Here is a 21,383-nt window from a genome sequence, read left to right on the forward strand (position 1 = left end):
ACACGGCAACGCTCGCGATCCCGGCATCCCGGCACGCCCGGGCCACGCGGACAGCGATTTCGCCACGGTTGGCGATGAGCACCTTGCGCACGATGAACCTCCCCAGACTCCGCTCGGAGCCACAAGACTGTTCGAGTGCGCACTTCCCCTTCAATACGGTCCGTTGCAGAACTGGGTCAGAATCCGCAGACCCGGGGCAGCATTTACCGGAAGAGGAAAGAAGAAGGTCAGGCCTCCGTCAAATTGCCGGACCCGGCGGGCGGATCCGCCGGGTCCGGAAAGAAAAGGAATGCGCCATTCCGGGGAGAATTTCGAGGGGCGTTCGGGAGGCGTTCCGGGGTGGCGTTCGGGAGACGTTCAGGAGGCGTTCAGGGGCTGCGTTCGGGAGGCACTTCCCGCCGCCCCACAGGGTTTCGCGGGCCGGTCGACCACTTGGCGGGTTGACCGCTTGGCCGGTCGGGCTCGCGGGTCCGTACTCGGTCAACCGTCCAGCAGGGCCTTGCGGTACCAGGGCGCCGCGTGGGCGAAATCGGTGTCGAAGCCGGCGCCGGGTGCGCGACGCAGGTCGGACCAGAGCGGTGTGCTGTCGAAGACGTGGTCGGTGGTGAACATGTCGAGCCCGGACGGAGGCACGCCCTTCTCGGCCAGGACCACCCGGGCTCGGTCGGCGGTCAGTTCCCGGTCCGGCCAGTCGGTCCCCGTGCAGTCGGCGACCGCGCGCAGGAGGGTGTCCACGGGGAGGGGCTCCGGGTGGGTGGCGTGGTAGACGGAGGCGGTCAGGTCGGCGGCGGGAGCGAGCGCGGTGGCCACCAGCAGCGCGGCCAGTTCGGGTGCGGCGATCACGGAGGTCCGGGCGGGCCAGCCCTCCACCGTGCCGGGCAGCACGCGCAGCATCCGGGTCAGGCCGGGCACCACCCACCTGTCGCCCTCCCCGTACACGAGGTGCGGGCGCAGGACGACACCGCCGGCCGCGAGGACGGTGTCCTCGGCCGTGGCCCGGGTGAGGGACGTGGGCGAGCCCGGGTTGCGGGACAGTTCTTCGGGCCGGTCGCCGCGGAAGGTGCCACGACCGTAGACGGACGCGGTGCTCAACTGGACGATGCGCGCAACCCCCGCGCGGCGCGCTTCCTCGATGAGCGCCGCCGTGCCACGGGCGTTGACGGCCTCGTTGGCCTCGACGCCTCCGCCGATCTGCGAGGCGCAGTGGATCAGGACGTCGACTCCGTCGCACACCCCGCGCAAGGACGCGGGGTCGGTCAGATCGGCCCGTACGACGCGAGCACCGTCATGGGCCGCAGGACCCTCCGGGGCCGGAGGACCCTCCTGAGTCGCAAGACCCTCCTGAGTCGCAAGACCCTCCTGGATGGGAGAGCCGTTGTGGAGCGGGGGACCGGAGCCGAGCAGGGGACTGCGATGGGACATGAGCCTCAAGTCGGCCCGGTACCGGGCCGCTTCACGGGCGACGTGTCCGCCGACGAATCCGGCGGCACCGGTGATCAGGATGGTGGGCACGGGTCTGTCTCCTCGGGATGGGGACGCTCTCCCAGGCGTACGGAGGATGCGCGGGCTCAACAGCCGCGCGGGCTCAGGACGAGCTCGGCGGTGAAGACGGTCTCAGCGTGCTGCGTACCGCGCACCCGCACCAGTACGCCGCCCTCCGTACCGTGCGGTTCGGTCTCCGGCTCGATCCAGCAGGGCGCGTCGAACTCGGCGTAGCGCGCGAAGTTGCTCTTGAGCCCCACCAGGAGGGCGTCCGGCATCCCGGTCGAGACGAGGGCGGCCTGTCGGGCGGCTTCCAGCAGGACCATGCCCGGTATGTGATCGACGGGATGGTCGAAGAAGGTGGGGTGGGCGGTGTCGACGCGCAGTTCCCAGCGGTCGCCGGTACCGGAGGCCGATCCGGTACCGGAGGCCGATCCGGGCTCGGACTTGAGCTCGGACTTGAGCTCGGACTCAGGCTTGGACTTGGGCTTGGACTTGGGCTCGGCCAGCAGCACGTGCCGGTCGTCGGAGTGTCCCACCGCGGCCGGGTCGATCGCGGGCGGCACGATGCGGTCGGTGGTGGTGGGCCGGCCGGCTCGCAGCCTGCGGTGGACGGCGGGACTGGTACAGCTGAACGCGGCGCCCGCGGTGGCCAGCGCCCTTCCGTCGCGCAGCACGGTGACGTCGTAGCGCATACCGCCGAGCACCCGGCCCCTGCGGACGATGTCGCGGCAGACGGTGCGCAGTTCGACTTCCGTGGGGACGGCGTCCGCGACGAGGAGTTCGGGGGAGGTGCTGAAGAACATGTCCCACATCAGGAACTGGTGCCCGAAGGGGACGCCGAACTCGGCGTGCGCGAGCAGGGAACCTATCTGGCGGACGGACTCGATCAGGAGCATGGGGTCCTGGTAGCCGCCGGACTGGGTGAAGAAGGAGTGGCTGCGCGGCCATTGGGCGCTGACCGCGAACTCGTCCGGCCGCTCGGGTCCGGCTGGTTCGGCGGCGGCTTCCCAGCCGGTCAGCAGGACCTCCGAGACGGCGGCGCGATGGACGTACTCACGCGGAACCGTCGTGGTCAGCCGCGGCGTCAGACTTCGCGCGGCGGTCTGGACGGAGGCTTTGACAGAGGCCTGGGCAGGGGCCTGGGCAGAAGCCTGGGCAGAGGCCTGAACGGCGGGTTGAACAGCGTTTCGAGCAGCGGGCCGTGAGGCGGTTAGTGAGGCGCTGGTGCCCACCGTCGCGACGTCGTCTTCGACGGACACACGGGTGGAGGTGGTGTACGACATGTACGGCACTCCTGTCTGGTTCCGAGCAGGGGGCAGCAATCCGTACCGCCGGCAGCCACCCCCCGTGGCCGACGTTCTCTCGCTCACACAAGATACAGACATGTCTGTTCGGTTTTTCAAGTAAAGCTTTAGCATCCTTCGAGCGATGAGCCGCCACTACGGGCCGGTACAGCACGATTGCGCCACCCCGGACGCCTGATCTTTCTAACCGTGCAGACCTGCATGGTTAGCGCCAGAGACACACGCCGGACAAGCAGGTCCACCCCGACCGCAACCTGCCGGAAACATGACCTTGAAGCGCCGAATCCCTCTACATACACGCAGGTCAGCGTGGGTAGATTGGAAATGGTACGGACCGACGCGCGGGGGATTTCGAACACGTTGACAATCAGACAAGTCTGTTTGCTATCGTCCTCATTGTGAGAGTTCAGCAGTCCGTTCCGTGATGACGAGACTGTGCCTCAGGAGGAGCAGATGAATCGGCAAGCCGTGGATCTACTCGACGCCCGATCGCAGCGCAATCTTCCGCACCGCCCCACGATTCCCCAGCCCGGGCGGGCCGTTGCCCCACAGACGGCCGCCGACTACCCCGGCCCCCCGGCCGGAGCACTGCGCGTCCTGGTCGTAGAAAACGATGTCAGGGCCGCCGACTCCCTCGTCCAGGGCCTGCTGCGGCAGGGGTACGCCGCGCAGAGCGTGGCCACCGGCACCAAGGCGCTCCAGGCGCACCGCGATGCCGATCTCCTACTGCTCGACCTGGACCTGCCCGACCTGGACGGGCTCGAGGTGTGCCGGGGCATCCGGGCGGTCTGCGACACCCCGGTCATCGCCGTCACCGCGCGCGGCTCCGAACTCGACCGGGTGCTCGGACTCCAGGCCGGCTCGGACGACTACCTGGTCAAGCCGTACGGCTTCCGCGAGTTACTGGCCCGGATGGAGGCGGTGATGCGCCGGGTGCGTCAACAGCCCGCCGCCGCCCAGGTCATCACCCATGGGCCGCTGCGCATCGACGTCGGCACCCGGGTGGCCACGCTGAACGGGAAGCCGGTGGACCTGACCCGCAAGGAGTTCGACCTGCTGCATCTGCTGGCCTCGCAGCCCGGCACCGTCATGCCGCGACGCCAGCTCATGGCGCAGGTCTGGGACGACACCTGGTCCCACCGCGGGCGCACCATCGACACCCACGTCAGCAGCCTGCGCGGCAAGCTCGGTTCGAGCAGTTGGATCATCACCGTACGCGGTGTCGGTTTTCGGCTCGGCCACCCCTGAGCGGCACCCGCAGGCCGTACGAGAACCACGTGAGGACCGCTCGACGACCCCATGAGGACCACCTGATGACCACCTGATGACCGCTTGACGACTGCTGGAGAAGCACTCGAGGAACGGCCGAGGACCGACCGAAAATCGAGCCAAACCGGAAGCAAATACTCCCGCCTACTGGCGGCGTGCCGCCTTGCCGATACAATACAGACCAGTCGGTAAAATTCCAGTGGGCGAGAGCAAGGACCTGGTATGGCCACACAAGAGCGCGGGACGAGGTCGAGGCACTCGATCCTGGAGTCCGCGGCCCGCGTGTTCGACGAGCGCGGCTACGACGCGGCGAGCACCAACGACATCCTGGCCCGGACGGGCCTCACTCGAGGCGCGCTGTACCACCACTTCCCTTCCAAGGAAGCGATCGCCGTGGCCCTCGTGACCGCGCACAGCGAGGCGCTGGTGGTGCCGGACCAGGCGGTGAAACTCCAGGCGGTCATCGACCTCACCCTGGAGTTCGCCCAGCGTCTCCAGCGCGATCCGGTGCTACGGGCCAGTGTGCGGCTCGCCGTCGAGCAGACGTCGTTCTCGCGGCCGCCGCAGACGGCGTACGAGCAATCCGGCGCCGCCATACTCGCCCTGCTGCGGCAGGCCGAGGAGCAGGGCGAGATCCTGCCCGGCGTGGACATCCAGGAAGCCACGTCGACCATCGTCGGCGCCTTCACCGGCCTGCAGTTGATGTCCCAGGTCTACAGCAACCGCGAGGATCTGCCGGAACGCATCGGTGCGTTCTGGCGCTTCATGCTGCCCGGTCTGGCCACGCCCGGCATGCTCGGCCGCCTCCGCACCGTCCCGCCGCCGGCCCACGAGCCCGCCTGACCCCCGTCCGGCCCGCCCGGCCGCACCCTGAGCCCGACAACCTCACAACCAAGAACCAAGAACCAAGAACCAAGAACCAAGCCCGCGCCCCGCGCCCAGCGCCCCGGGACCGCCCGCCCGCCCGCCGAACAGAACACGGCGCCCCGAACGCGAACTTCGGGCAGGCCGCCTCACCCGTGAGGGACCCCAGCCCGACACCTCACCCCGGGCCAAGCCCCCCACCACGGGTGCCCTTCGCATGCCGTCCCGTTCACGGGCACGCCCCGCGACGGACCTCCGAAGGCCGAGGGCCTGTCCCGACCCCGGCCCCCGGACAACACCCGCTCCGGACCAAACCCGTCACCGCAGGCGCCCTCTCGCGCCGCCCCGAACACGGGTACACCCCGCAACCGACCTCCGAACACCGAGGGCCCCACCCGCACCCGGGCCCCGACACGTCACCGAGCTCGGGCCTCGTTGCCCCGCGCGCAGCCCAGCCGGGCTCCAGCCGCCTTCCAACTCCGGGACGGGGCCGATGTCCCCCGGGCTCTGGGCCGCGTACCCAAGCCCAGGACCATGAAGCCGCCCGGCGTTCGCGACTCCCCACCGCTGCCTCACCCAGGTCGAGAGACGGCCCCTGCCCCCAGCCCGTGCCGAGTCACGCTCGCCGAACCTCAGGCCAACTCGGCCCAGAAGGCGAGACCTTGAGGAAGTCCCAGAGGCCCACGCTCACCCCCGCACGGGCCCCGAAGACAGGCCCCGAGCTCCGTCCCCGTCAAGCGACGCAGGCGGCCCCTCTTGGGCTGAACTCCCCACGCCCCGCCCCCGCTTCAAGACGTCAGGCCCCTCAGACCCCCTCAGACCCGCTGCCCACCCGCCGTTCCTCCTCCGCCCGCCCCTCCCCGGCCAACGAGAACAACGGGCGCAACAACACCCACAACCGCTTGGACGTCTTGGGGTCCCACCACTCCGCGTCCGTGTGCCCGAGCGACTCCAGCCCCGCGGCCACCACCACCGCCAGCTCGGCCAGATCCTCCGGCGCCGGCACCACGTCCCGGTGCGCGTCGACCACCCGCCTGCGCACCAACGCCAGTACGTCGTCACGCAACCGCGGGGGCCCCGCCGACCCGTCCACCGCCAGCTGTATGCCGGCCCGGACCAGTTCCTCCGTACGCAACGCCTCGCACAGGGCGACCAGGAGGCGCTCCGGGGCATCCTCCACGGACCCCTCGAAGGCCTCGTCCATCAGCGCGACAACCCGCTCGTGCGCCTGCTCGTACACCGCGGCCGTCAACTCCGCGGTGGAGGAGAAGTGGTGATAGAGAGCCCCTCGGCTCACCCCGGCCCGGCGGCAGATGTTGACCAGTCCCGCATCGGAGAGCCGGCCGTTCGCTATCAGTTCCGCCGCGGCACGGACGAGAGCCTGACGGGTCTGTTCGGACCGGGTCTGCATCAGGCTGCACCTGCCTATTCCTGCTCTTGGCATGTAGGAGCGCGCGGGTGCCCTGAAGGCGCCAGCAACAACCGGAATCATACAACCATGCATGTTTTAGTCGACAGCCCCGTGAACCCAGACCTCCATCCAATCCCCATAAATCCTGCAGCTCTTGCCCATGGACGACCTCTTGACGGCCAGACGATCCCGTGAGCACACCCCATCCGGAACCCCCTCCCACTCTTGACAATCAGACAAGTCTGTTTGTTACGTTGGCGATGGCCACGTTGCCCCCGGCACCCAAGCGTCACCCGAGCGTCGAGGAGTCCGATGAGCAGCACGACCGCCCCCACCGCGCCCACCTCCACGACCGCACCGACCGGCCCGATCCCCCCTGTCACCGCGACCATCCCCCTGGTCGGCAGTGGATTCGGCGAAGCCCTGCACGAGGGCCTGGTCCGCGCGGCGGCCCGGATGTCGCCCCGCCCGGGCCACTCCCCCTTAATGCCGTCCGCCGCCACCCTGGGATCCTGGGAGACCGGCGCCGTCCTGGACCGCTTCACCGCCCGCCTCCCCACCGCACTCGCCCCCGCCGAGGCAGAAGTGCCCACCCTGCGCACCACGCTGACGGAGTTCGCCCGCGCCGCCCTGGCCCGTGCCGCGGACACCACCCCCGCGCCCGCCCCCGCGCCCATCGCCCCGCCCGCCGCCTCCCCGCACCAGGTGGCCGCCGCGGTCGCCCTGCTCCTCGAGTGCGCCCTGCTGCACGTCCTGGAGAACGGCATCGCGCACCACGAGAGCGCGCTGCCCCGCGCGGTCGCGGTCGTCCGGCGCCTCGGCGAGGTCGTCCGGGAGGCCGGGGAGGGCATGTGGTCCGGCGACGACGGCCGCGGCGAGCGCCGCCGGCTGGCCCGGCAGCTGCACGACGAGCTGGGCGGCGCCCTGTCCCTGGCCCGACTCAGCCTCGACGCCGCGGCGACCTGCGCCCCCGGCAGGACCGGCTCACCCACCCCTGGCGCTCCCGGCACCGTCGCCGCCCACCTCGCCACCGCCCAAAGGACACTGGCCGCGGCGGCCAGAGAGAACCAGGCGCTCATCGACGGCGTGCGCCACCGCGCCGACCTGCCGCCCCTGCGCGAGGCCCTGGAGGCCTTCCTCGCGGGCCCACGTCCCCGCGACGGCCGCCGTATCCAGACCTCCGTCGAGGTCATCGGCGACGAGTGGACCCTCTCCGAGCGGCACCGGGAGGAGACCTTCCTCGCCCTGCGCGAGGCCCTGCGCGACCGCCTGGCCCGCTCGGGCGCGCGCCACGTGGAGACCGTCGTACGCATCACCAGGCGCTGGCTGTACGCGAAGGTGACCGACGACGGCCACGGCCCCGCGGGGGGTTCCGCCGGCTCCGCCGATTCCGCGCGGGCCCTGCGCTCCCTCACCGATCGCGTCGAGGACCTCGGCGGCCGGACCGGCATCACCCCGGGCACCCCCACCGGCACCCTGCTGGAGATCCATCTGCCCCTGCGCAGACACCCCTGAGCCCCGCCCGGCAAAAACTGAGAGACAGAACACACTCCGACCAGCACCCCGGCCAACCCCACGTCAACCCACCCGGACCCAGCCCGACGCGCCCGACCCCGGCCCCGTACCGGAGACACGGAAAAGGGCCCATCGTCTTGACGATGAGCCCTTTGCACTGGTGTGGCACGCCTACTCCCGGTGGGCGGCCATGCAGGGGATCGAAGTCGAGCGGATGCGCCGGCGCTGGGCCCACGGCGACGAGGTGTGGCCCAACGGCTGGCTCGCCCAGGTGTCCGTGCTGGCCGAGCGGCGCGGTTCAGCACCGGCGACCGTGACGGCCCTGTCCAAGACCGAGCAGGGAAACATGGGGGTGCCGACGACCAGCCGCGGCTGCCACGCGCTCACCCGCACCCTTCCTGTCGCTGTTGTCGGCGCCGCACAAGGCTCGGCTCAGTCCGCCCATTTGGCCCGGGAGATCGCCGCCCTCACCCACGGCGACCCGGCCGCGCAGTCCGCGGCAGCCCATGCTGCCGTGCTGGTCAACCACTGCCTGACCAGCACTCCCGAGATGCAGGATTCTCTGTTCGGCAAGCAGTCTCAGGTGCGGCAAGCCCTGATGAACGGCATACGGGCCCTTCCCGATGCCGACCCCGGCCTGACCGCCGACGAGCACGACCGGCTCACCACAGCGCTGCGGCAGGCCAAGGACCAGCCCGCGGACGCGGGACGGCTCGCGAAGCTCGCACCGGACGCCACCGCGTCATCAGCACTGCTCGGCGGCCTGTATGTCGCCGCCTCCTTCCCCGACCGAGCTCAGGTGAACGTCGCACTGCGCTTCGCCGCCGGGGCGCCGGACGGCGACTCGGTCGGCTGCGTGACCGGCGCCCTGCTCGGAGCAGCACACGGAGTCGAGGCGCTGCCCGTCAATCTGCTGAGCCGCCACGAACTGGCCTGGGTCCTCGACACCCTGGCCCGCGACCTCATCGCCCAGCTCACCGACTCCCCCAGCGGCGACAGGTACAACAGCGGCTGGGACCCGCACTGGTGGGACCGCTACCCCGGCGGGTGACCCACCGGCTCCTGCCTCGACGAAGTTGCTGGGATCAGCCGATGGGGGTCGGCCGGGGCTGGAGAAGTGACCTTGTGCGGTCGGCTCAGGGGCGCGATGACGACGTTGCCGTCACTCCGTTTCCCCGAGCACAGCCGCCGATTCGGACGCCCAGGTCATCAACATCTCGCAGGGGAGCACCGCGCATTCCCGGGGGCTGACCGAGTCCGTCGCTTATGCGCTGTCCAAGGGCAAGCTGATCTTCGCGGTCGTGGCCAATACCGGCAACGCCCTCGACGAACTTGAGTATCCGGCGGCGACTCCAGGTGTCGTGGGCGTCGGGGCGATCGACAGAAACATCCAGGCAACGAAGGAGTCCCAGCACGGCCCCCAGGTCGACCTCGTCGCACCGGGCGAGAACATGGTTGCAGCCTGCCTCGAAAGCAAAACAGGAGTGTGCGAGACGCACGGCACCAGCGACGTCACGGCCATCGCTTCCGCCTCCGCCGCCCTGATCTGGTCCAAGCACCCCAACTGGACCAACAACCAGGTCCTGCGGGTCATGCTCAACACCGCACGCAAACCCAAGAGCGGCAAGGAGCGCACCGACTACCTCGGCTACGGCGCCGTACGCCCCCGCATCGCACTGACGGATCCGGGCGACCCCGAGCCCGCAGACAAGTACCCCCTCCCGGACCTCGCAGCGGCGGGCACCAACTCGCCCCCTCCAGAGGCCTCCGACGCGAAGGGCACGGGTGAGCCGGCAAAGGATGACAGCTCTGTCGCGGCAGCCTCAGCGTCCAAGGAGGGTGGCGGCAACAGCACCCTCTGGATCGAGCAGGGCATCGGCGCCGCCGTACTCCTCGGAGGAGCGATCGCGGCCCTCGCCGTCGCCCGCAAGCGTCAGCGGCCCTTCGCTTCGCCGTCGGTGTCTACGGCCCCCGCAGATCAACTGCCTTACTTTCACTCGCCGTTCATGCCGCCTACCAGCGCATCAGGCAATGGCGGCCCGCCCAGTCAAGGAGAGCGGACCTGATCCACACGACTCACTGACGGCAGCACGCCACAGGAAGCTCACCATGCATGAGTACGGATACTCAGCCGTCCTGGTTGTGGGAGCGGATGGGACGCACGGTGAAGGGTCGCTACCGTACGTCTCGGTCATTGCAATTGACTGCTGTGAATATTTGCAACGTTCCGGTCGTACGGTCACGGTCACGTCCATTCCGGACGTACGACGAGACACGGGGAGGGGCCACGCATGGCGTGGGAGGAGTGGGAGGAGCTCAAAACCACTGCGGCCGAGCGACATTCCGCGCGGATGCAGCTCAACCAGCTTCCGGCCGATCAGGGAGGCGCCGGCACTCCATCCGGCAAGTTGAGGTCGGACAAGGCGGCTTGGTCCAAGGCGGGGGAAGGCGTGGGCTCGCTGCCCAAGAACATCAGCAAGGCCCTGGCCCAACTGGAGGACGGACAGAAGGGCCTCGGTAAGGATTCCGGATGTCTGACTGCTGCCGCGCAGCGGGACGTCTACGACTCCTGGGAGCGCTACGTCAAGGATGTGAGCGGGCGCTGCGATGCGCTGGCGGGGTTGTTCGAGAAGGTGGGCAACGACCAGATGAGGACCGATGAGGCGATCAAGACCGAAATCGCCAAGCTGAAGGTCCGGTACGAGGACACACCCGCCGTCGGCGGCCAGGCCGGGGGCCGGTGACGAGGAGCCATGGATTTCGCGACCCTCAGGGCTCTGAAGCCGTCGGAGTTCTCGGACTCGGCGGACGGATATCGCAGCACGAGCGACATGGCCAGTGCGGCCAAGGACCGTATCGAGCAACAGATCACTGTTGCCATGCGCAACGCCAACCAGGGCGAGGCTGCAACTGCGGCCCTGAAGCAGCTGCACGAGTTGGCGCAGAACTTCCATTACACCCAGGCGGAATGCGGTCTGGTCGGTGCGGCACTCGACGGGTTCGCGTACGACCTGGAGGCGGCGAAGAAGAAGCTGGACGCGGCGGTCGACAACGCGCAGGCAGAGAAGTTCACCGTGCACTCCGACGGTTCGATCAGCTATCCGTCCGGCGGTCAGGAGGTTGACGGCAAAATTCCTGGTGGTGGCACGGTGACCGGTCTGACCGACTCGACGGCTTCGGCGGTCGGCCGCCAAGCGGCCAACTTCGATCCCAACCCCAACCACCGCCGTGCGCAGGAATATGCCGGTCAGATCGCAGATGCCCTCAAGGAGGCCACGGAGGCCGACGAGAAGTGGGCGCCGAAGCTGCGGACGCTGAAGGCCGATGACGATCTCACGGTCTCCGGCCGGGACTGGGTGGACGTGAAGAAGGACACCGGCGGTGTCCTCAACGCAGCCGAGAACTACCTGGACTCGGTCAAGGAGCCACCCAAGCACGGCACCCCGAAGGAGAACGCCGAGTGGTGGAAGAGCCTGACCGATGAGCAGCGGGCGGACTACATCGCTGTCCATCCCGATTCGATCGGGTGGATGGACGGACTTCCCGCCACTGTGCGCGATGAGGCGAATCGGACCGTCCTTGCCGAGGAGCGTGGCGCCGCGCAGGTTGAATTGGACACTTGGATGACGAAGGAGCCCGACCGATATCAGATGGTTCACAGAATCAACCCAAATACAGGCGAGGAAGTGGACGTAAAAGAAAGACTTCCTGAAACAGAGTGGAAGGAATGGGAGGCAAAGAGGCAGGAAATTCAGGATCACATTGATGGCCTGGATTCAATCCAGAGCCGCTACGACAACTACACCGGGGATGAGGCTACCCGGCCTTATCTGCTCGGATTCGACAACAAGAAGCTCGGGCACGTCGTCATGTCCATCGGAAATCCCGACACCGCTGACAACGTAGCGACGTACGTCCCAGGAACGGGATCAAATCTGAACGGCATCGACGGTGACATTCGGCGGGCCGAGCAGCTTCAAGGCAGAGCAGAGCGAACGGATCCAACGCATTCGACCGCATCAATCCTGTGGCTCGGTTACGACGCCCCGCAGAGCCTGGTGGGTGACGCCACTGACGCCAAGTGGGCCGACAACGCCCGTGAGCCGCTGAGTAACTTTCTGACCGGCCTTGACACGGCCCATCATGGAGGGCATGCAAATTCAACGCTCGTGGGCCACAGCTACGGCACCCTTGTGGCCGGCGAGACGATGCGTGATCACCCGAATCTGCCGGTGGACAACGCGGTCCTGGTAGGGAGCCCGGGCGTGGGGGCCAACCACGCCCGTGATCTGAATATCCCCGCGGATCACGTTTGGGCAGCCACTGCGAAGAACGACATGGTCAATCTGGCCCCACCACCGGCAGGGCAGCTGGCGCCGCTGAACCCAAAGGCTTATTGGCGCCTCTTCAACGACCATTCAATTATGTACGGAAACGACCCGACATCCGATGAATTCGGCGGGCAAACCTTTAAGGTTCCCGATGGGCATCTTCCGGGCTGGCATGGGAAACCCATGCCCGCTCACTCCCAGTACTGGGAGGGTGAGTCACTGGACCATATGGCGGAGATCGTAACCGGAGGAACCCCGTGAAACTGCGCAACCTTATGTCGATTGGCCTAATGCTGACCGTGATGGCTGTGGTTACGGCCTGCGGAGCATCGCAGGATGGGGAAGGAGACGGCGCAGCAACGCCGAAACAGACCACGATGAACGAGCAACAAGCAATCAAGCGTGCTAATGAAATCATTCACCAGGCGGTGGACGGCATGTCGCCGAAGCCGAAACTCGAGCAGGTGGGCGCCGCGCCGGTGGGAGCCTGTATCGCCCGGGACGACGGTGGCCCAGATGATCGGTTGCAGGTCAGCCTCGCCTACAAGCTGACTGGAGTGCCGGGTAGCAAAGCCAAGTCGCTTGTGCGGCAGGCCAGGGACGCCTGGGTGAAGCTGGGCTACAAGTTCCAGTCGTCGGACGCGGACTGGTCCAAGCCCTTCCCTCACGTGAACATGCGTACCGAACCTGATGACTTCTGGATGGATGCCATCACCGGCGTGGTGGACCGGGCTACGGGTGAAGGGCTGGCCTCCGTCGGCGTGACATCGCCCTGCTTCTCACGCAGCGCCAGCGACCAGTCCACGGCCGACTCCACGGCCTTCCGGCGCTCACCGGTCGACGAGCGCGCCAAACATCGTGCTCTCGACCACTCCAGCCGAATCTACGAAGCTCTCCAAGCACGGCACGCCCCAGCCCAGACCGGGGAGGGGATCAGCGTCTACCAGGACTCCGAGGGAAGCTACGTCCACCACGCCTGGTCAACCCAGCCTCTTACGGAAGAGGAAGTGGTCCAGGCGATGGCGCGTGCACAGACCTATTTCGAGAGCGCGGGCTGGACCGTGCGCCATGGTTCGACAGGCACTGGCGTGCCCGCGATCGTCGCCCGCAACGCCGAAGACGAGAGCGTGGCCCAGGTCGCCCCGTCGAACACTGGCGCTGTGCGTGTCGCCGTGACCTCACCCGTTGTGCCTGGGGAAACCGCGGTGGCCTGAGTTCGTCCCTGGCTGAGATCAGCCGCGACGGGAACGGAGATCATCGCGCGCTCTTCCCTGACCGTCCGGTTCAGGCTGCTCCCGTGCCGACCCGGTAGACGATCTTCCCGTCGAACTCCGCGAACCCGAGCGACCTGTAGAAGGCTCGGGCACCCGGGTTGTCGCGGTCGGTCATCCACTCGACGCGGCTGCACCCGGAGCGCGCCACCGCGATGCCGCGGAGCTCGTTCATGAGGCGTTCGCCAACGCCCTGCCGACGGAGCGTGTCACGGACGTACAGCTCCTTGAGGAAGAGGGAGTGGGTGGACCCCGCCGACGGCCAGAGGAACGAGTATGCGGCGAGCCCGACGATGTCCCCGGCCTCGTCCTCGGCGCGATCCTCGTCGAGGGCCGCTGGTACTGCCCGTCCATGCCCGAACCCCTCATCAACGCCACCATCGACCTGCACGCCGAACGCATCGACCAGGAGACCTGGGTCAGGCTGATCGGGGCCCGCCGCGGCTACCGCGTCATGCCCAAGGAGAACGCGGACGCCGACGGCTACCAGCGGATGATGTGCCCCGCCGAAGCAGGCAAGGCCCAGTGCCCCCTCAAACCACACACCCTCGGCCGCAGCATCCGCCTCCCCCTCGTCAACCCTGAGCCCAGCCCAACGGGCCCGCTCAAGGTCTGCCGCCAGCGCACGATCACCGTCAGCCCCGAAAGCAGCGCCAAACACTGGCAGGCCCTGGAGTACGGCGGCCCGGAATGGCAGAAGATCTACTTCCGGCTCCGCAACAGCGTCAGGGGCTGCAACGGCTGCGCGAAGAACCCACTGGTCGAAGGCATCGATGCCGCGGGCTCACGCCGCATCCGCGGCATCGCGGCCCAGACGACCCTCCTGGCCTTCCAACTCGCCCAAGCCAACCGCCGCAAGATCAAGAAATGGCTTGAGACGCTGGCGCTCGGCGGCGACCGCCCCCGCCGCCGCACCCACCACCGGCGGAAGACCAAAGATCGCGGAGCCTGGACACCCACCGGCCACCTGACGCCGGCCGCCTGATCCGAGGGTCAGCACCACCCCAGCACCAACCGGAGAACAACCAGCACGAAAAGCAGGGCCCCGACCGTGAGATACCTCACCGCCGGGGCCCTGCCTCGTCACTGTCCGGGCCAGCCCGCCGCAACAACGAGAAACGGGCCCCACCAGGACTTTCGTCACTGGCGGAGACCCGTTTCGTCGGTTTCTCCTGGTGCGCGAGGGGGGAGTTGAACCCCCACGCCCTTGCGGGCACTGGAACCTGAATCCAGCGCGTCTGCCTATTCCGCCACCCGCGCATTGGGTGTGTCTTTGGTCTCTCACCGAGTGGTGCGAGCGCCTGTCGACATGCAGAAGATTAGCACGCTGTCCGGGGTGGAATCACATGCCTTTCCACGGCCACGGGCCCCGCCGGCACCGCACGTCTCAGGCCTAACCGGTTCACGTATCAACCTCGTACCGGTCCAGGCCATCTCTCCAGGAGCAGGGCAGGGTGCACAGTCAGGTGCGGGACACTGGTCTCGGAGCGCCTCTACGATCCTTGGCAGGAGTAGTGCCGGGAAGTGTTCGAAGAGGTGCCCCGGAGGGAACTCCGGGAAGGGACTTCGGAAGGCGTCGACACCCGTCGACAGGGCCGACAGGGGGAACCAGCCGATTTCCCGACGCGTGGATACGATCAGTAAGCAGTACCAGCAGGACCGGGACGACCGCGGCAGGCCGTACGACACAGTGGGCCTTACGCAGTACGACGTGGACAGCAGGCAGAACCAGGACGGTTACGAAGGAGGAGGTGCCCCATGGGAGTCCTGAAGAAGTTCGAGCAGCGCCTCGAAGGTCTGGTCAACGGCACCTTCGCCAAGGTGTTCAAGTCCGAGGTCCAGCCCGTGGAGATCGCCGGAGCGCTGCAGCGCGAGTGCGACAACAACGCCACGATCTGGAACCGCGACCGGACCGTCGTACCCAACGACTTCATCGTGGAGCTGAGCGCGCCGGACTTCGAGCGCCTCAGCCCCTACTCCGGCCAGCTCGGCGACGAGCTCGCCGGGATGGTGCGCGACTACGCCAAGCAGCAGCGCTACACCTTCATGGGCCCCATCAAGGTCCACCTGGAGAAGGCGGACGACCTCGACACCGGTCTCTACCGGGTGCGCAGCCGTACGCTCGCCTCCTCCACCGACCAGCAGGCCCCAGAGCGCATCCCCCCCGCGGGCTCGCCCCCCGGCCGGCCCGGTGGCTACGGCTATCCGGCTGCCGCCCCGGGCGCGAGTCCCGCAGGCGCTCCCCCGATGCCGTCCGCGCCGCCGCCCGGCGTGCGCCCCGGTCCCTCGCCGATGGGCTCCCGGCCCGGCGCGGCTCCGGGCCCGGCGGCCGGCGGCCGCATGCGGCACTGGATCGAGATCAACGGCACCCGCCATCAGATCTCCCGCCCGACGTTGGTGATGGGCCGTAGCACCGAAGCCGACGTACGGATCGACGACCCCGGCGTATCCCGCCGGCACTGTGAGATCCGGACCGGAACGCCCTCGACGATCCAGGATCTCGGGTCCACCAACGGCATCGTGGTGGACGGGCAGCACACCACCCGCGCTACGCTCCGCGACGGCTCGCGGATCGTCGTGGGCAGCACCACCATCATTTACCGGCAAGCCGAAGGGTGAAGCGGGGGCAATGTCAGAGCTGACCCTCACGGTCATGCGGCTGGGTTTCCTGGCCGTACTGTGGCTGTTCGTGATCGTGGCCGTGCAGGTCATCCGCAGCGACCTGTTCGGAACGCGCGTCACACAGCGCGGCTCGCGCAGGGACGCCTCCAGGCCGCAGCAGGCCGCGCGCCAAACCACACCACCTCCGCAGCGCCAGCAGGCGGCGCCGCCGAGCGGCGGCGGCGGTGGCCGACAGCGCCGCGGCGCCCCCACCAAGCTGGTCGTATCCGAAGGCACTCTCACGGGCACGACCGTCGCGCTGCAGGGGCAGACCATCACCCTGGGCCGCGCGCACGACAGCACCATCGTGCTGGACGACGACTACGCGTCCAGCCGCCATGCCAGGATCTACCCGGACCGGGACGGCCAGTGGATCGTCGAGGACCTCGGCTCCACCAATGGCACGTATCTCGACCGAAGCCGACTGACGACTCCCACGCCTGTTCCGCTGGGCGCGCCGATCCGCATCGGCAAGACCGTCATCGAGCTGCGGAAGTAGTACGACAATGAGCGAGCGGAGCGAGCACGCAGCAGCGGTCCACACGACGGACCCCGGCGCGCTCCCGACCGGAGGGTGGGCACCGTGCGGATGTACCCGGAGCCGACGGGCGAGGTGCGCATGAGTCTGTCACTGCGCTTCGCCGCCGGATCGCACAAAGGCATGATCCGCGAGGGCAACGAGGACTCCGGTTACGCCGGTCCCCGCCTGCTCGCGATCGCCGATGGAATGGGCGGCCAGGCCGCCGGTGAGGTCGCCTCCTCCGAGGTGATCTCCACCATCGTCGCGCTCGACGACGACGTCCCGGGCTCCGACATCCTCACCTCGCTGGGCACCGCCGTACAGCGTGCCAACGACCAGCTGCGGATGATGGTCGAGGAGGACCCCCAGCTGGAGGGCATGGGGACCACCCTCACCGCGCTCCTGTGGACCGGTCAGCGCCTCGGCCTCGTGCACGTCGGCGACTCCCGCGCGTACCTCCTGCGTGACGGCGTCCTCACGCAGATCACCCAGGACCACACGTGGGTGCAGCGCCTCGTCGACGAGGGCCGCATCACCGAAGAGGAAGCCACCACCCACCCGCAGCGCTCCCTGCTGATGCGCGCGCTGGGCAGCGGCGACCACGTCGAGCCGGACCTCTCCATCCGCGAAGTCCGCGCCGGCGACCGCTACTTGATCTGCTCCGACGGCCTGTCCGGCGTCGTCTCCCATCAGACGATGGAAGACACGCTCGCCAGCTACCAGGGCCCGCAGGAGACCGTCCAGAACCTCATCGAGCTCGCGCTGCGCGGCGGTGGCCCCGACAACATCACCGTCATCGTCGCCGACGTCCTCGACATCGACTCCGGCGACACCCTCGCCGCCCAGCTCTCCGACACCCCGGTCGTGGTCGGCGCGGTCGCCGAGAACCAGCACCAGCACCAGTTGCACGACAACGGCGCCATGCAGACCCCCGCGGGCCGCGCCTCCAGCCTCGGCCGTCCGGTGCCCGGACAGGGCGGTGGCGGCGAGTTCGGCCCGCCCGGCAGCGGCGACACCACCGGTTACGTCTCCACGGGCGGCTACGGCGACTACTCCGACGAGGACTTCGTCAAGCCGAGCGCCGGGCGCAAGTGGCTGAAGAGATCCCTCTACACCGCGCTGGCCCTCGCCGTCATCGGCGGCGGTCTGTACGGCGGCTACCAGTGGACGCAGACGCAGTACTACGTCGGCACCCAGGACCAGCACGTCGCGCTGTACCGCGGAATCAGCCAGGACCTGGCCTGGGTCTCGCTCTCGAAGGTGGAGAAGGATCACCCCGAGATCGAACTCAAGTACCTGCCGCCGTACCAGCAGAAGCAGGTCAAGGCGACGATCGCGGAGGGTGGCCTCCAGAACGCCCAGAAGAAGATCAGCGAGCTCGCCACGCAGGCCTCCGCGTGCAAGAAGGACGCCGAGCGCCGCACCGCCGACAGCAACAGCGCGAAGACCGGCACGGGCCAGGCAGGTGGAACCACGGGAACCACAACCACCTCTCTGACGTCCAAGGCCACATCCAGCCCGTCCCCGACGCCGAAGGCATCGAGCTCGGCACCGTCTTCGAAACCGTCCACCTCCGCCGCACCCACTCCCACACCCGGCCCCAGCCTCTCCGACGAGGAGCAGAAGCTGGTCTCGCTGTGCGGTAAGCAGTAAGAAGCCGTGAGGGGCCCTGTCACACCATGAGCAGTAGTACGAACACGCCGACGCACCACACGTCGACCATCGGTTCGATCGGCACACCGAGCCGCCGCAACACCGAGTTGGCGCTGCTGGTGTTCGCCGTCCTCATCCCGGTCTTCGCGTACGCCAACGTGGGCCTCGCCATCGACGAGAAGGTGCCGTCCGGCCTGCTGAGCTACGGCCTCGGCCTCGGCCTGATCGCGGGCGTCGGCCATCTCGGCGTCCGCAAGTTCGCGCCGTACGCCGACCCGCTGCTGCTGCCGCTGGCGACGCTGCTCAACGGCCTCGGGCTGGTGATGATCTGGCGTCTCGACCAGTCCAAGCTGCTCCAGTCGCTGCCCAACTTCACCCAGGCAGCGCCCCGCCAGCTGATGTACACCGCGCTGGGCATCGGTCTGTTCGTCGCCGTGCTGATCTTCCTGAAGGACCACCGCGTCCTGCAGCGCTACACCTACATCTCCATGTTCGGCGCCCTGCTCCTGCTCCTGCTGCCGCTGGTCCCGGGCCTCGGCGCCAACATCTACGGCGCCAAGATCTGGATCTCGATCCCCGGTCTGGGCACCCTCCAGCCCGGTGAGTTCGCGAAGATCATCCTCGCGGTCTTCTTCGCCGGCTACCTCATGGTGAAGCGTGACGCGCTGGCCCTCGCCAGCCGCCGTTTCATGGGCCTCTACCTGCCGCGCGGCCGTGACCTCGGCCCGATCCTGGTCGTCTGGTTCGTCTCCATCCTGATCCTGGTCTTCGAGACCGACCTCGGTACCTCGCTGCTGTTCTTCGGCATGTTCGTGATCATGCTGTACGTCGCCACCGAACGGACCAGCTGGATCGTCTTCGGCCTGCTGATGTCGGCGGTCGGCGCCGTCGGCGTAGCGAGCTTCGAACCGCACATCCAGACGCGTGTCCAGGCCTGGCTCGACCCGATGCGCGAGTACAAGCTCAGCCAGGCCGGAACCCACGACGGCATCCTCCACTCCGAGCAGGCCATGCAGGCCCTGTGGGCCTTCGGCTCCGGCGGCACGCTCGGCACCGGATGGGGACAGGGCCACTCGGAACTCATCCGGTTCGCGGCCAACTCCGACTTCATCCTCGCCAGCTTCGGCGAGGAACTGGGCCTGGCGGGGATCATGGCGATCCTGGTCATCTACGGCCTGATCGTGGAGCGCGGCATCCGAACGGCGCTCGCGGCCCGCGACCCGTTCGGCAAGCTCCTCGCGGTCGGCCTCTCCGGCGGCTTCGCGCTCCAGGTCTTCGTCGTCGCGGGCGGCGTCATGGGCCTGATCCCGCTCACCGGTATGACGATGCCGTTCGTGGCCTACGGAGGCTCCTCCGTCATCGCCAACTGGGCGCTGATGGGCATTCTGATGAGAATCAGCGACACGGCCCGCCGCCCGGCCCCCGCGCCCGCCCCCAGCCCCGACGCCGAGATGACCCAGGTGGTCCGCCCGTGAACAAGCCCCTGCGCCGGATCGCGCTCTTCTGCGGGCTCCTCGTCCTCGCCCTGCTCATCCGCGACAACTACGTCCAGTACGTCCAGGCGGACAGTCTGCGGACCGACGCGAGCAACCGCCGCGTCGCCATCGAGCGGTACGCCACTCCGCGCGGCGACATCATCGTCGACGGCAACCCGATCACCGGGGCCACCAAGTCGACCAAGAGCGGCATCAACGACTACGAGTACAAGCGCACCTACAAGGACGGCCCCATGTGGGCGCCGGTCACCGGGTACGCCTCGCAGGCCTTCGACGCCTCCCAGCTGGAGAAGCTGGACGACGGCATCCTCACCGGCAACGACGACCGGCTCTTCTTCCGCAACACCCTCGACATGATCACGGGCAAGAAGAAGCAGGGCGGCAACGTCGTCACCACCCTCAACGCCGCCGCGCAGAAGGCCGCGTACCAGGGTCTGCTGAGCCGCGGCAAGGGCGCCGTCGCCGCGATCAACCCGCAGACCGGCGCGATCCTGGCACTGGCCTCGACCCCGTCGTACGACCCCTCGACCTTCGCCGGAATCTCCGGGAGCGACGAGAAGGCCTGGAACAAGCTCCAGAAGAAGAACAACCCCGACGAGCCGATGCTCAACCGGGCGCTGCGCGAGACCTACCCGCCGGGCTCCACCTTCAAGGTGGTCACCGCGGCGGCGGCGCTGGAGAACGGCCTGTACAAGTCCGCGGACGAGAACACGAACTCGCCGCTGCCGTACACGCTGCCGACCACCACGACTGAGCTGAAGAACGAGGGGAACATCCCCTGCAAGAACGCGACCATGAGGATCGCGCTCCGCTACTCCTGCAACACCGTCTTCGGCAAGATCGGCGCCGACCTCGGCAAGGACAAGATGCTCGCGGAGGCCGAGAAGTTCGGCTTCAACTCCGAGCAGCTCACGCCGGTGCGGTCGAACGCCTCCAACTTCCCCAAGTCGATGGACCAGCCGTCGACCGCGCTCAGCTCCATCGGCCAGTTCGAGACCGCCGCGACCCCGCTGCAGATGGCCATGGTCGCCTCCGCCGTCGCCAACAACGGCACGCTCATGAAGCCGTACATGGTCGACAAGCTGCAGGCCCCGAACCTGGACGTCATCTCGCAGACCGATCCGCAGAAGTTGAGCCAGCCGCTCTCCCAGTCGAACGCCCAGATCCTGCAGTCGATGATGGAGACGGTCGTCAAGGAGGGCACGGGTACCAAGGCTCAGATCTCCGGCGTCACCGTGGGTGGCAAGACCGGTACCGCCCAGCACGGTGTCGCGAACAGCGAGAAGCCGTACGCGTGGTTCATCTCATACGCCAAGCTCCCCGACGGCAGCTCGCCGGTCGCCGTGGCCGTCGTGGTCGAGGACGGCAGCGCCAACCGTGAGGACATCACGGGCGGTGGTCTCGCCGCCCCCATCGCGAAGAGCGTGATGGAGGCGGTCATCAACAGCAAGAAGTGACCCCTGTCACGTCCCCTTCACATCGGTGCACGTTGCGATACCGGTCCTGTATCGGGTGACGGGCTTGGCCAGGTCACAGGAGCCGAGCCGGGTACGGTATGCCCGGACGGCACACCGCCGGACCACACAAGCGTGCGGTCGGGACC

Annotated in this window: 20 protein-coding genes and 1 tRNA gene; 15 read left to right on the forward strand and 6 right to left on the reverse strand. The window is 68.2% G+C overall.

The genetic code is table 11. The features are described 5' to 3' along the window. The 3 genes from ACFVWD_RS14275 to ACFVWD_RS14285 all read right to left on the reverse strand — a co-directional run. Positions 1-91 (reverse strand): biotin carboxylase N-terminal domain-containing protein (locus ACFVWD_RS14275; protein ID WP_308427085.1); only part of this gene is annotated, 91 nt, incomplete at its 3' end. Between the two features lie 389 nt (positions 92-480). Further along, positions 481-1,512: an NAD-dependent epimerase/dehydratase family protein gene (locus ACFVWD_RS14280; RefSeq protein WP_389596124.1), complete on the reverse strand. Its 1,032-nt coding sequence runs from the start codon at positions 1,510-1,512 to the stop codon at positions 481-483. 56 nt (positions 1,513-1,568) lie between these two features. After that, positions 1,569-2,768: a ScbA/BarX family gamma-butyrolactone biosynthesis protein gene (locus tag ACFVWD_RS14285; protein ID WP_389596126.1), complete on the reverse strand. Its 1,200-nt coding sequence runs from the start codon at positions 2,766-2,768 to the stop codon at positions 1,569-1,571. A 474-nt stretch (positions 2,769-3,242) separates the two neighbouring features. On the opposite strand from ACFVWD_RS14285, the gene ACFVWD_RS14290 reads away from it, so the two are divergent. Together ACFVWD_RS14290 and ACFVWD_RS14295 are read left to right on the forward strand one after the other, a co-directional pair. Further along, positions 3,243-4,037 carry a response regulator transcription factor gene (locus ACFVWD_RS14290; protein ID WP_389596128.1) on the forward strand — a complete coding sequence of 265 codons (795 nt, stop codon included), beginning with the start codon at positions 3,243-3,245 and terminating at the stop codon, positions 4,035-4,037. Positions 4,038-4,280: 243 nt separating this feature from the next. Continuing rightward, on the forward strand, positions 4,281-4,901 hold the full coding sequence (locus ACFVWD_RS14295) for a ScbR family autoregulator-binding transcription factor (RefSeq protein WP_389596130.1): 621 nt from the start codon (positions 4,281-4,283) through the stop codon (positions 4,899-4,901). 826 nt (positions 4,902-5,727) lie between these two features. On the opposite strand, the gene ACFVWD_RS14300 is transcribed toward ACFVWD_RS14295, so the two are convergent. Further along, positions 5,728-6,333, reverse strand: coding sequence for a TetR family transcriptional regulator (locus ACFVWD_RS14300; protein ID WP_389596131.1), 606 nt, complete (start codon positions 6,331-6,333; stop codon positions 5,728-5,730). Positions 6,334-6,645: 312 nt separating this feature from the next. Here ACFVWD_RS14300 and ACFVWD_RS14305 point away from each other — a divergent pair, with 312 nt between their 5' ends. The 6 genes from ACFVWD_RS14305 (at position 6,646) to ACFVWD_RS14330 (ending at position 13,393) form a co-directional block, all read left to right on the forward strand. Then, entirely contained in the window at positions 6,646-7,848 is a 1,203-nt protein-coding gene (locus ACFVWD_RS14305; RefSeq protein ID WP_389596133.1) for a sensor histidine kinase, read from the forward strand. 190 nt (positions 7,849-8,038) lie between these two features. Further along, positions 8,039-8,899 carry an ADP-ribosylglycohydrolase family protein gene (locus ACFVWD_RS14310; protein WP_389596135.1) on the forward strand — a complete coding sequence of 287 codons (861 nt, stop codon included), beginning with the start codon at positions 8,039-8,041 and terminating at the stop codon, positions 8,897-8,899. Between the two features lie 163 nt (positions 8,900-9,062). Then, a complete protein-coding gene (locus ACFVWD_RS14315) occupies positions 9,063-9,914 on the forward strand; it encodes a S8 family serine peptidase (RefSeq protein WP_389596297.1) in 852 nt (283 codons plus the stop codon). Between the two features lie 225 nt (positions 9,915-10,139). Next, complete coding sequence (locus tag ACFVWD_RS14320; protein WP_389596137.1) at positions 10,140-10,592, forward strand: hypothetical protein; 453 nt, start codon at positions 10,140-10,142, stop codon at positions 10,590-10,592. A 9-nt stretch (positions 10,593-10,601) separates the two neighbouring features. Beyond that, positions 10,602-12,440, forward strand: coding sequence for an alpha/beta hydrolase (locus tag ACFVWD_RS14325; protein WP_389596139.1), 1,839 nt, complete (start codon positions 10,602-10,604; stop codon positions 12,438-12,440). Then, on the forward strand, positions 12,437-13,393 hold the full coding sequence (locus ACFVWD_RS14330) for a hypothetical protein (RefSeq protein ID WP_389596141.1): 957 nt from the start codon (positions 12,437-12,439) through the stop codon (positions 13,391-13,393). Before ACFVWD_RS14325 ends, ACFVWD_RS14330 begins: the two co-directional genes overlap by 4 nt. A gap of 70 nt (positions 13,394-13,463) precedes the next feature. Here ACFVWD_RS14330 and ACFVWD_RS14335 read toward each other — a convergent pair whose 3' ends face one another. Beyond that, positions 13,464-13,745 (reverse strand): GNAT family N-acetyltransferase, encoded by a 282-nt coding sequence (locus ACFVWD_RS14335; RefSeq protein ID WP_389596299.1) that lies wholly within the window; start codon positions 13,743-13,745, stop codon positions 13,464-13,466. On the opposite strand from ACFVWD_RS14335, the gene ACFVWD_RS14340 reads away from it, so the two are divergent. Beyond that, a complete protein-coding gene (locus ACFVWD_RS14340; protein WP_389596308.1) occupies positions 13,692-14,435 on the forward strand; it encodes a hypothetical protein in 744 nt (247 codons plus the stop codon). The two genes, ACFVWD_RS14335 and ACFVWD_RS14340, sit on opposite strands and share 54 nt — an antisense overlap. A gap of 188 nt (positions 14,436-14,623) precedes the next feature. On the opposite strand, the gene ACFVWD_RS14345 is transcribed toward ACFVWD_RS14340, so the two are convergent. Further along, positions 14,624-14,710: transfer RNA gene (locus tag ACFVWD_RS14345), tRNA-Leu, on the reverse strand. A 367-nt stretch (positions 14,711-15,077) separates the two neighbouring features. Here ACFVWD_RS14345 and ACFVWD_RS14350 point away from each other — a divergent pair. From ACFVWD_RS14350 to ACFVWD_RS14375, 6 genes are all read left to right on the forward strand, one after another. Beyond that, a complete protein-coding gene (locus ACFVWD_RS14350) occupies positions 15,078-15,221 on the forward strand; it encodes a hypothetical protein (RefSeq protein WP_389596142.1) in 144 nt (47 codons plus the stop codon). Then, the gene (locus ACFVWD_RS14355; protein WP_389596144.1) at positions 15,209-16,069 is read left to right on the forward strand and encodes an FhaA domain-containing protein; all 861 of its coding nucleotides are present in this window, start codon (positions 15,209-15,211) and stop codon (positions 16,067-16,069) included. The genes ACFVWD_RS14350 and ACFVWD_RS14355 overlap by 13 nt, the downstream gene beginning before the upstream one ends. A gap of 10 nt (positions 16,070-16,079) precedes the next feature. Further along, positions 16,080-16,610, forward strand: coding sequence for an FHA domain-containing protein (locus ACFVWD_RS14360; protein WP_385387565.1), 531 nt, complete (start codon positions 16,080-16,082; stop codon positions 16,608-16,610). Positions 16,611-16,700: 90 nt separating this feature from the next. Continuing rightward, positions 16,701-18,284, forward strand: a complete 1,584-nt coding sequence (locus ACFVWD_RS14365; protein WP_389596300.1) for a Stp1/IreP family PP2C-type Ser/Thr phosphatase — start codon at positions 16,701-16,703, stop codon at positions 18,282-18,284. Between the two features lie 26 nt (positions 18,285-18,310). After that, positions 18,311-19,759: an FtsW/RodA/SpoVE family cell cycle protein gene (locus ACFVWD_RS14370; RefSeq protein WP_389596146.1), complete on the forward strand. Its 1,449-nt coding sequence runs from the start codon at positions 18,311-18,313 to the stop codon at positions 19,757-19,759. Continuing rightward, positions 19,756-21,237, forward strand: coding sequence for a peptidoglycan D,D-transpeptidase FtsI family protein (locus tag ACFVWD_RS14375; protein ID WP_389596148.1), 1,482 nt, complete (start codon positions 19,756-19,758; stop codon positions 21,235-21,237). Before ACFVWD_RS14370 ends, ACFVWD_RS14375 begins: the two co-directional genes overlap by 4 nt. Positions 21,238-21,383: the final 146 nt, after the last annotated feature.

The sequence above is a fragment of the Streptomyces sp. NPDC058086 genome (genome assembly GCF_042885015.1).
In the GTDB taxonomy this organism is placed as follows: domain Bacteria; phylum Actinomycetota; class Actinomycetes; order Streptomycetales; family Streptomycetaceae; genus Streptomyces.